This is a genomic window from Thermogemmatispora sp., assembly GCF_019683635.1.
Taxonomy (GTDB): domain Bacteria; phylum Chloroflexota; class Ktedonobacteria; order Ktedonobacterales; family Ktedonobacteraceae; genus Thermogemmatispora.
Window position 1 is genome coordinate 19,817 of the sequence record NZ_JADGIA010000044.1, and the last position, 10,354, is coordinate 30,170.

The 10,354-nt window shown below is 60.6% G+C and carries 7 protein-coding genes; 6 read left to right on the forward strand and 1 reads right to left on the reverse strand.

The genetic code is table 11. The annotated features are described in order from the left end of the window. Positions 1-162: 162 nt before the first annotated feature. The 3 genes from IRZ31_RS07280 (at position 163) to IRZ31_RS07290 (ending at position 4,517) form a co-directional block, all read left to right on the forward strand. Positions 163-2,865, forward strand: a complete 2,703-nt coding sequence (locus IRZ31_RS07280) for an ATP-binding protein (protein ID WP_297151703.1) — start codon at positions 163-165, stop codon at positions 2,863-2,865. Next, a complete protein-coding gene (locus IRZ31_RS07285; protein ID WP_297151706.1) occupies positions 2,849-3,223 on the forward strand; it encodes a response regulator in 375 nt (124 codons plus the stop codon). The genes IRZ31_RS07280 and IRZ31_RS07285 overlap by 17 nt, the downstream gene beginning before the upstream one ends. Before the next feature lie 109 nt (positions 3,224-3,332). Continuing rightward, positions 3,333-4,517: a tetratricopeptide repeat protein gene (locus tag IRZ31_RS07290; protein WP_297151709.1), complete on the forward strand. Its 1,185-nt coding sequence runs from the start codon at positions 3,333-3,335 to the stop codon at positions 4,515-4,517. Between the two features lie 22 nt (positions 4,518-4,539). Here the strand turns inward: IRZ31_RS07290 and queA are convergent, their stop codons facing one another. Continuing rightward, on the reverse strand, positions 4,540-5,715 hold the full coding sequence (gene queA / locus IRZ31_RS07295; protein ID WP_297151712.1) for a tRNA preQ1(34) S-adenosylmethionine ribosyltransferase-isomerase QueA: 1,176 nt from the start codon (positions 5,713-5,715) through the stop codon (positions 4,540-4,542). A gap of 520 nt (positions 5,716-6,235) precedes the next feature. On the opposite strand from queA, the gene IRZ31_RS07300 reads away from it, so the two are divergent. From IRZ31_RS07300 to IRZ31_RS07310, 3 genes are all read left to right on the forward strand, one after another. Continuing rightward, positions 6,236-7,906, forward strand: a complete 1,671-nt coding sequence (locus IRZ31_RS07300; protein WP_297151715.1) for an MFS transporter — start codon at positions 6,236-6,238, stop codon at positions 7,904-7,906. 211 nt (positions 7,907-8,117) lie between these two features. Next, positions 8,118-8,993 carry a sulfite exporter TauE/SafE family protein gene (locus IRZ31_RS07305; protein ID WP_297151718.1) on the forward strand — a complete coding sequence of 292 codons (876 nt, stop codon included), beginning with the start codon at positions 8,118-8,120 and terminating at the stop codon, positions 8,991-8,993. Between the two features lie 118 nt (positions 8,994-9,111). Then, complete coding sequence (locus IRZ31_RS07310) at positions 9,112-10,251, forward strand: DUF2330 domain-containing protein (RefSeq protein WP_297151720.1); 1,140 nt, start codon at positions 9,112-9,114, stop codon at positions 10,249-10,251. Positions 10,252-10,354: the final 103 nt, after the last annotated feature.

Consider the following 10,354-nt stretch of genomic DNA (forward strand, 5'->3'; position numbering starts at 1 on the left):
AGCCTGATGACAACAGACACAGCTTGTGATATCCTGTCCTCGCGACAGGAAGAGCGCGAGCACAGCAGACGCTATCAGCGGCGGAGAGCAAGCAGGCAGTCTCATCAGCCTGCACGCTCCTGCCGCCTGCAGCTTCTGCAGTGGAAACAGGAGAACAGACCGATGCCGACAGCAATCTGGGGGGAGCCGGAGCCAGAGCGCAATGAGGCTTATCCGCTAGCAACCCTGAAGCAGCTGGTGCAGCAGATGATGGGGCATTTCGCTGCACAGGGAGCATGTCTAGCACTGTACGATACCCTGCTAGGGCAGATGGTCATCAGGCTCCACGTGCGTCTGCGCAACGGAGGCGCAGGGGGTCAGCCCAGCCTGAGTCTGAGCACAGGCCCGAGCGGCGCGGAGAGCGTTCATCGCGTCGGCAGGCGAACGACTATCAATCTGCAAGATCCTTCTTCCTCAGCGGTAGGACGTCTGAAGCGGACACCCGGGCTTCAGGAGGAGCTGGAGGATGTACCGCCGCTGCCAGGGAGCCTCTTCCCGGTCGGCAGTCGCTACGCACCAGGCCAGGATCTGATCGGCTATACCTGGCGTGAGAATCGCTCCTGTATCATGGAGCATGAAAGTTACGTTTATGCCTTTCACGGACAGCACAAGGCGCCGTTAAACCTTGACATCAGGCCCTACTGGTATTTTGCCGCCCCCATTCAGGAGCCGCCACTTGCTCAGGAAGAGAGCGGCCAGCGCGCGGCGCCTCAGCCGCAGGTCCTGGGGGTTGTGGTTCTTTACAAGCTGGTGCCCTCGCCCGGCTTTGATCTCAAACAGCGCCAGGAGGTCCACACCTTCACCGAGCGCATGGCCCTTTATCTAGAAAACCACCGTCTGCGCCAGATCCAGCGTCGCACCAGCGAGCACCTGCAATCTCTGCAGCAGCTCAGCGCCATTTTTCCGTCGACCGTCAACCTCGCCTACCTGCTGGAGCAGGTCTATCAGTTCACACGGCGCATCGTCGACGTCTCAGCCATGCTAGTCACCCTCTACGACCGCGATACGCGCATGATCTATGACGTCTATGCTGTATGCGATGGCCGGCCTGTCGAGGGTCTGCCGACCGAGTCAGTTGAACCGCGCACTCGGCGGCAGTGGTGGCGCGTCACCCAGGAAGAGAAGCGCACGCTGCTGCTTAGCCCGGCCCATCTGCGCCAGCATGAATACGACGAGCTGCTGCAAGGCGTCTGGGGCGACCAGCGCCAGGCCGAGTCGTTTCTCCTGCTGCCGATGAAAATGTTCAACCGCGTCATCGGCTCAGTCAGCCTGGCCAGCCAACGGCCCAACGCCTACCGACACGAGGACATCCAGGTGCTGGAGACGATGGTCCAGATCATCACCGTCGGAATCGAGAACGCCCGGCTCTACGAGCGCTCCCGGCGTCTGCTGCGCAAAGCCCGGCAGCGCGAGGAGTCGCTGGCCGCCATGAACAGCGCCTTGCAGTCCATCAGCCTCGTGCTCAATGTGCGTGAGATGCTCGACAACTTCGTGCGGGCCGTCGCCAATCTTGTTGAGGCAGAGATCGGCGTCTTCTTCCAGCTATCGCCCGATGGGCAAGAGTTGATTGCTCAGGCTATCTACGCCCGTAGCAACAAAGGGGCCAGCAATGAAGCGCTCTCCTTCATGCACGCCGATAGCGAGAAGGAGCGCGAGCTGATCGAGATGATTCGCCTGCCCTTCAAGGGGTCCCTCCTGGAGCGCATGGTGAGCGAAGGGGCTTTCTTCTATCTCGATGGCACTCTGGCCGAAGAGCTGGCGCAAACGGCCAGCGAGGGCGGGGCCATCTTCCTGCGCGAGACCCAGATTCAGCGCATGATCATGATTCCGGTCCAGTACCAGACCGAACTGATGGGCCTGCTCTCCCTCCACACACCGCACCAGGACCGCGTCTTTCAGCCCGAAGAGATCGGCATGCTGCTGGCCCTCTGTAGCCAGGCCGCCAGCGCCATCCGCAATGCTCAGCTCTTCGAGCAGATTCAGGAGGCCAATGCCGAGCTGCAGCGCATGAACACGCTCAAGGATGAGTTTATCGTGACCGCCTCCCATGAGCTGCGCACGCCGCTGAGCGCCATTAGCGGCTATGCCTCCTTGCTCAAGCGTCAGAGTGCACGCGCCACGCCGCAGCAGATTCTACGCTTTGCCAGCAAGATTGCAGCCTCTGCCCAGCAGCTCAGTGCACTGGTAGCCAATATGACCGAGGCTGCCAATATGGATGCCCTGGGGCGCAAGCTGGAGCTGCACCCCAGTCCTGTCGAGCTGCGCACCGCTGTACAGATGGCGGTCAGCATTCTGAACATCAATATCGAGCAGGAGATCCAGGTCAACGTGCCCGAGGACATCTGGCTCTACTGCGATCCGCAATTGCTGCGCCAGGTCCTGACGAACCTGCTCGATAACGCCGCCAAATATTCGCCGCCGGATAGCCAGATCGAGATCCGCGTGCGCGAGATGACGCTGGGCGAGGTGCCGCTCCCCGAGGAACAGGTCGATCACGAGGCCCTGATCGAGAAGGGGGCCGACCTGCCGGTGGCCGTGGTGAGCGTCTGCGACCAGGGCGAGGGCATCCTTCCCGAGGAACAGCACAAGATCTTTGAGAAGTTCGTCCGCGCCTCACGGACGTTGACAACGCCCGTACGTGGTTCCGGCCTGGGCCTCTATATCTGCCGCCGCTTTATCGAGGCAATGGGAGGCAAGCTCTGGCTGGAGCGCAGCGTGCCCGGCGAGGGATCGATCTTCAGCTTCTATCTGCCACGCACCAGTCCACCCCCCGAAGTCCGCGAACAGGAGGAAGAGTCGGCCAGCGACCATGACGAGCCAGCTTAACGTGCTGATTGTCGATGATGATCCGCTCATCCGTGAGATGATGATCGATATTCTTGAATTTGAGGGCTACCGCCTGCGGACAGCCCGCAACGGCGAGGAGGCGCTGCAGGTGCTGCTGGGCGAGGAGCACTACGTAGTCTTTCTGGACCTGATGATGCCAGTGATGGATGGCAGCACGCTCTGCCGCAGACTGGCCGCTCAGCCGGAGCTGCGCCGCCGCCACCGCATTATTCTGATGTCGGCGATGGACCGCCTGGCTGGCACCGCTCCCCTGCAGGCCGATGGCCTGATGCCAAAGCCCTTCTCGGTCGAGGATGTCTTGCAGGCTCTCGCCCCTTTCCGCTCACTCTCCCCATGAGCGTTGAGCCTTCCCATTGCTGTCCGTCTCCCCTGTCCTCTGTTGCTCTGTTGCCTACAATAATATATGAAAGACAACAGAGAGCCAATGTTGACCGGGAGCGGCCCGCATGAACCCATCTAGCATGTTTACTGCCTTGAGCATTTTTACAACGTTTGCAAGCATTATACCCGTCTATCACTTTATTTATCGCTTCTTGCATATTGCTCCCTGCCTCCAGGGAGAGGGGCCTGGCCTGCTGCTCTACCCCCGGCGTCCAGACAAGGAGGAGCAAGGCCACCAGACAGAAGCTGCCGCGCTAGCGCGACGGGGAAGCATGTACCTGCGCCGCGGCCAGCCTCAGCGAGCCATCGAGCTGTACAGTCGCGCCCTTGCTATGGCAGGCGAGGAGGCCGTGCTCTATCTGCGCCGTGGGGAAGCCTGCTATCAGGCTGGCCAATATCAACAGGCCCTGAGTGACTGTGAACAAGCCCTGCGTCTTCACCCGGCGCTGGCCGAGGCCCATTATCTGCGCGGGCGCATTTGCACCCGTCTGGCCGCCTACCAGCAGGCCCTGAGCAGCTATACGCAGGCCCTGGAGTTTGACGCGGGCCTGGCCTCTCTCATCTACCCGGAGCGAGCGGCTCTCTATCAACGGCTCAAAGATCCCCATGCAGCCCTCCACGACTACTGTCGCGCCCTGGAGTACAGTCCACACGAGGCCTCGCTGATCTTTCAACGGGCCCTGGTCTATCTGCAGCTACGGGAGCCACGTCAGGCCATCGCCGATCTGAATAGCGTGCTGCAGGCCCGTCCAAACTTTGCCTGCGCCTACCATTACCGCGCCCTGGCCTCTCTCTACTTGCAAGATCTTGCTGGGGCGCGCCAGGACTGCCAGCGGGCCACAGCCCTCAATCCAATGCACATCGATCATGGCTGGCTGGCCTGCTGGGTGACCCTGTGCGAAGAGCGTCCGAACGAGCGCCTTGCTGAGCGCCTGCAAGCCCTGGCCCACACCGCCCCCGAGCAGTATGTGGCTCTGCTCTGTCAGGCAGTCAGCGCCTGGATACGGGGAGAGCAGGCCGAGGCGCAGGCGGCCATCAGCCGCGCCCAGGCCGCCGCTGGCTCTGATGAGCACTGGGGAGCGCCCTTCTGGCAGGCCGTTATCTGGGCCGCATCGGGACACGAAGCCGAGGCCCACCAGGCACTTCGCGAGGCCCTCATCCGCGGGCTACCCCTGCCGCTGCTCTCTCCGTTGCGCTGGGCCAATCCTGGCTTCTATGGCCATTACGCCCGCGCTCTGCTGGACGCCTGAGCCAGGCCAGAGAGCGACTCGATTAAAGGAGCAACATCGCGTCGCCGAAGCTGTAGAAGCGGTAGCGCTGGCGAATAGCCTCTTGATAGGCTTTCTCGATCAGCGCCTTGCCTGCGAAGGCACTGACCAGGAGAATCAGCGTCGAGCGCGGCAGATGGAAATTCGTGATCAGGGCATCGACCACCTTGAAGCGATAGCCAGGGGTAATAAAGAGGTTAGTGTGGCCATGATAGGGACGCACCTGACCGTTGAAGAGGCTGGCTACACTCTCCAACACGCGTACCGAGGTCGTGCCCACAGCGACCACGCGCCCGCCAGCCCGCCGTGTCTCATTGACCAGCTCAGCCGTGGCCTCGTCGATATCAATTTCCTCGCTGTGCATCTTGTGATCGCGCACATCCTCGACATCGACCGGGCGGAAGGTGTCCAGGCCGACATGGAGGGTCACAAAGCCCACACGCACCCCCTGGGCACGCAGACGATCGAGCAGCTCCGGTGTGAAGTGGAGTCCAGCCGTGGGAGCCGCCGCCGAGCCAGCGATACGCGCGTAGACGGTCTGATAACGCTCAGGATTGGCTAGCGGCTCACGAATGTAGGGCGGTAAGGGCATGCGCCCGATCTCCTCGATCACCTGTGCAACCGCCGGTGGTGCGGTCTGAGCCTGGTTGTGGACGGCCAGATACTCGGGCGTTAGTGCAAAACGAATGAAACGTCCGCCCGCTTCGGTACGCCCCAGAATCTCACCCTGCAGGCGCGGCGGTAGACCCGCTTCCCGATCCTCGCCAAAGAGAATGCGCGCGCCTTCGCGCAGACGCCGACCAGGACGAACCAGCGCTTCCCAGGTGTCCACCCCCAGATCGGCCCGATGAGCCAGAAGCAGGACTTCGACCGCTCCTCCAGTACCCTCCCGCTTGCCAAGCAGCCTGGCGGGAATAACGCGGCTCTGGTTAGCGATCAGCAGGTCGCCCGCGCGCAGATAGTCGCCGATGTCGCGAAAGTGGCGATGCTCTAAGGCCCCCGTGGCGCGATGCACTACCAGTAAGCGCGAAGCATCGCGCGGCTCGATGGGCTGCTGAGCGATCAGTTCAGACGGCAGCTCGTAGTCATAGTCACTGATCCGGTAGGAAAGCCCTTCCTGCCCCTGAGATCCTTGGACTGGCAGCTGTTGCCTCTGGAACTCCGATGAATTGTCTTGCATCGTCCATCAATCCTTTTTCTATCTTTATCTCTCTTTATACAAGAGGAGCACTCTTCGATATTGCACTGTGGCAAACTGGACAACAGAAAGAGCACTTTCCTTCGTAGCTCTTAGAACCGTGATGTATGATAGCATGTCCACGTTACAGAGGAAAGCCGGGGTATGAGGCGGGCAATCAGGACAAGAGAACCAGCCGGATAGAACAACCTGTCCAAAAGGACAGTTTTTGCTGCGCCGACTTGGCGATATGTCGGTATGAGGAATGTCCTTTCTCTCAGAGTTGTTTTATGTAAAGAGAATATGAAGAGAGTGTCTCGCTACCACAGCGCCCCAAAGTCTATGGAACCGGCCAAAATATATCTTCTGTGGATGCGAGCACCTTGCTGTACACTCTCTTCTTTGAGACGATTTACACTATCGCAGACGAGCAGCGCAGATCGCACTTCAGTGCTTCTATTCAAAGCATATACATAGACTCCAATTTTTGTATCTATTGGGAGTGAGTGGAACAGGAAGGATAATGCAGCAACAAGATCCCCAACTGTCAGAACTGCGCCTATTCCAAGAGGAGAAGACGAGCCAGCCTTGCGAGCAGGTAGAGCGCAACGGTCACAGTCATCAGCAGGAGCGGCGGACAGGAGAGACGGTCACCCTCCCTGTGATTGAGCCGCGCCTACCGCGTGTTGCAACTCCCAGCGAGCCGCAGGGGAGCCAGTCGGCAGCGGTCATTGAGACCAACAAATGGCTCGTTTTTGGCATTCTTGCCATTGGTGTCTTCATGGCCACCCTCGACGGCTCGATCGTCAATATCAGCCTGCCCGCTATAGCGAATTATTTTCATGTGCCGCTCAATGGGGCAGTTGAGTGGGTGACCATCGCCTACCTTGTGACCACAGCCTCTATGTTGTTAACAGCCGGGCGGCTGGCCGATATGGTGGGGCAAAAGCCTGTCTGGTTGCTGGGGCTGGTCATTTTCACCTTTGGCTCGGCCATCTGTGGGGCGGCGCCCTCGCTGCTCTTTCTCGTCATTGCCCGTGGCTTCCAGGGTATTGGCGGCGCCTTGATGATGGCCATCTCGCCGGCCATGTTGACCAGCGCCTTCCCTCCCTCCGAGCGGGGGAGAGCTTTGGGCCTCAACGCCATTAACGTGGCCCTTGGCGTCAGCGTTGGCCCAACTGTGGGCGGTCTGATCACCACCTCTCTCTCCTGGCGCTGGATCTTCTACGTCAATGTCCCGGTTGGCATCATTGGCCTCCTCGCCACCTGGTTCCTGCTTAAGGAGCGCCATGCCCAGCGTCAGGGGCGTTTCGATCCGCTAGGAGCATTGACACTAGGTCTGGGCCTGGCTGGCATTACCCTGGCCCTTTCCTTCGGCGAGGAACTGGGATGGTTCTCGCCCTTTGTTATTGGCAGCTTGCTTGCTGGCCTGGTTCTCCTGATCGCGCTCTACTTCATCGAGCAGCGTGTAGCTTACCCGGTCATCGACTTTTCGCTGCTGCGGCGACGTGTCTTCCTTTCAGCCAACATCAGCCTGATTCTCTGCTTCATGTCGCTCTTCGCGGTCAGCTTCTTGATGCCGTTCTACCTGGAGCAGCTGCATGGCTTCCCGACGGAGGTCGCTGGCCTCTTGCTTACGCCTCTGCCTATCACGCTCGCCTGTGTAGCGCCGATCAGCGGAAGCCTGGCGGACCGCATTGGCTCGCGCTGGCTGGCGGCCACCGGGCTGGCGATCTCGTGTCTGGGATTGATTTTGCTGGGCCAGCTTAATGCCCACAGCTCGATCTGGGATATCATTTGGCGCCTGGTGGTCACTGGGATGGGTCAGGCAATCTTCCAATCGCCCAACAACAGCGCGCTGATGGGCGATGCCCCGCGTGAGCAGCAGGGCAGCGCTTCAGGCTTCCTGGCCACAGGCCGCACGATGGGCCAGAGCATAAGCGTGGCTCTCGCCGGTGCGGTCTTTACCAGTCTGGGCGGCGCCGACGCTGGCCTCCAGCTCGTAATGTTGCGCGCCCACGGCGCTCTCTCTGCGGCCAGGGCTGCTGCGCTTGAGCAAACTTTCAGCCATGCTTTCCAGAATGCCTTTCTGGTTTGTGCCCTGATCGCTGCCATCGGCGTAGGGACTTCGCTGGTGCGCGGTAAGGAGGAGCGGCGCAGACATCAGGCTAGCACAACCGAGCTAAGCCACTAGGTCGCAGCCTGCCACCGCTCCCCTGATCTCAGTCAGGCAGGCAGAGGTTTTCACTCCTGGTGCTCTTCTGACCGGCATCTCGGCCCTGGTAGAACCGGTCTCCGATGCCTCTGCAAGCCGGGAGAGTGAGTGAGGCCTCTCCTTTTCCCGCTTTTTTTGCTGCTATGATTACAGGAGGATCATTCTCACAAAGGAAAGTCGGAATACGTCTATGACCCTTGCACAGGCCATTCTGCTCTTCCTGGCCGCGATGCTCGGCGGCATGCTGAACTCGGTTGCCGGTGGAGGCAGCTTTATCGGATTTCCAGCGCTGATCTTTACCGGCGTGCCTTCCATCAATGCCAATGCTACCAACACGGTCGCACTCTGGCCGGGCGTCGTGGCCAGTGCTGGTGCCTATCGCCACGAGCTGGCCCGGCAGCCACGGGCTTTGATGTTAGTGCTGGGCGGCACCAGTCTCATTGGCGGCATCCTGGGCGCATTGTTGCTGCTGCGCACACCTCAGCAAACCTTCACATTGCTGATTCCGCCTTTGCTCCTGATCGCTACGGTTCTCTTTGCCGTTAGCCCACGGCTGACAGCCCTCTTGCGCAAGCGGCGCGCGGCAGCGGCGACCACCAGCCCGACCGTGGCTGAGGAGGCCACGCTCTCCTCTGAAGCCCTGACGGCGGAGACCCTGGCCTGGAGCGCAGAGAAGCTCACTCCCCTCAAGTTGGTCAGCGTCTCTTTTTTTCAACTGCTGATCGCTACCTATGGGGGCTACTTCGGCGGCGGTATCGGCATCCTGATGCTGGCCACGCTGGGTATGATGGGTATGGAAAATATCCATGAGATGAATGGTCTCAAGACCCTGCTGGCGGGCCTGATTAACGGGGTTGCGGTGATTACCTTTGCGCTGGCCGGCGCGGTCTTCTGGCCCCAGGCCCTGCTGATGGTGGTGGGAGCCGTAATCGGCGGCTACGGCGGCGCCTACTACGCGCGCAAAATCGACCAGCGCTGGGTACGCCTCTTTGTGACGCTGGTCGGCGTGACTATGACGCTCTACTTCTTTATCAATATCTATATCCTGGGACACAGCGGCAAATAACCGCCGCCGAGCCGAGGCTGTCCGTGAACAGGCGAGCGGCACCAAACAGGAGCGGAACTTTTAGGACGAAGGTGTCGTCCTTCGGATGGAGTCATCCATCGCCGAAGGAGGTGCCCAGATGTCGATCATATACCGCCACTGGAAGGGGCCGCTCGCGGCTTTGTTGCTGCTGCTCTTTACCTTGCTGCAGGTGAAGCCTGCTCTGGCCTGCGGGGGACTGGTGGCCCCCAATGGGAGCGTGCGCCTGCAACGCGCAACCACTCTGGTTGCCTGGCATGCAGGCATCGAGTATTATTTGACCAGCTTCACCTACCAGGGGGATGCCAGCCGTCTCGGCTGGATCGTGCCACTACCAACGGCCCCGTTGCGTATTCAGGAGGGAGGCGCCTGGACCCTGCAACGCCTGAGCCTGGAGGTTCAGCAGCACCTGCTGCCGCGCGGGGGAGAGCCAGCTACGACGTCGTTCCTTGCGTCCAGCGTCCAGGTAGTGCAACGTGTGCAGATCGCGGCTCTTAATATCACGGTGGTCAAGGGCAGTGGCGCGGCTGTTCTTGACTGGGCCACCCAACATGGCTTCCTGCTCGACGAGGAAACGCGGGCCCATCTGCTGGTCTACGGTCAGGCGAGTCCTTTTTTCATGGCTGTGCAGTTCGATGCCGCTCAGGTCCGCCAGCGCGGCCTAACGCAAGGGGATGGAACGCCGCTGCTGATTACGATGCGCCTGCCTCAGCTCTGGGTACCACTGGAGGTGCTGGCCATCGGCACCGATACGGTTAATGCTGATCTTTTCCTGCTGACCGATCAGCCTCTCTATACCAGCGACTGGGCTTATCATCTGGGGCTATCACCGGTGGGCAGCCAGGTGCCCGGGGCGCCGGGTCTACAGATTCGTCTCCAGGAGCCGCTGAACGAAACTCTCTATCACGATCTGGCCAGCGACCGCAATATGAGCTGGGTCTGGCCAGGAAGCTGGCTTACTTATCTCAGTTTGGTAGCGCCGGCACCCCAGGTCACTTATGATTTGCAGGTCACTCCACAGCCTGGATTGATGCACGGCGTGGCCTTCGGGACCCCTCCCCAGCAAGTGCCACAGCCAGACGGTTTCTCCTTGCCCGGATGGGCGCCCGCTCTGCCGGTGGGGAGCCTGCCCATTGTGCTAGAGGTGGTTGCGCTCTTGCTGCTCATCTCTGGCCTGTTCCTGTGGCACTACCGGAGCCACGGCGGCTGGGCCAGAAAGGTCTCCTGGCCTCACGGGTGACTTCTCCTTTCAGAGACGAGACGAGGCGGGCGCGGTCGTGTTCTCAGCCAGGAATTGGCCAGCTAAGAGCTGACTGCGCTCGCTCCGCTCCTCTAGATGAAGA

Bases quoted from the DNA above. Each gene is read 5' to 3' on its own strand.
- IRZ31_RS07280 (WP_297151703.1), top strand. From the start codon at position 163: ATGCCGACAGCAATCTGGGGGGAGCCGGAGCCAGAGCGCAATGAGGCT.
- IRZ31_RS07285 (WP_297151706.1), top strand. From the start codon at position 2,849: ATGACGAGCCAGCTTAACGTGCTGATTGTCGATGATGATCCGCTCATC.
- IRZ31_RS07290 (WP_297151709.1), top strand. From the start codon at position 3,333: ATGAACCCATCTAGCATGTTTACTGCCTTGAGCATTTTTACAACGTTT.
- queA (WP_297151712.1), bottom strand. From the start codon at position 5,715: ATGCAAGACAATTCATCGGAGTTCCAGAGGCAACAGCTGCCAGTCCAA.
- IRZ31_RS07300 (WP_297151715.1), top strand. From the start codon at position 6,236: ATGCAGCAACAAGATCCCCAACTGTCAGAACTGCGCCTATTCCAAGAG.
- IRZ31_RS07305 (WP_297151718.1), top strand. From the start codon at position 8,118: ATGACCCTTGCACAGGCCATTCTGCTCTTCCTGGCCGCGATGCTCGGC.
- IRZ31_RS07310 (WP_297151720.1), top strand. From the start codon at position 9,112: ATGTCGATCATATACCGCCACTGGAAGGGGCCGCTCGCGGCTTTGTTG.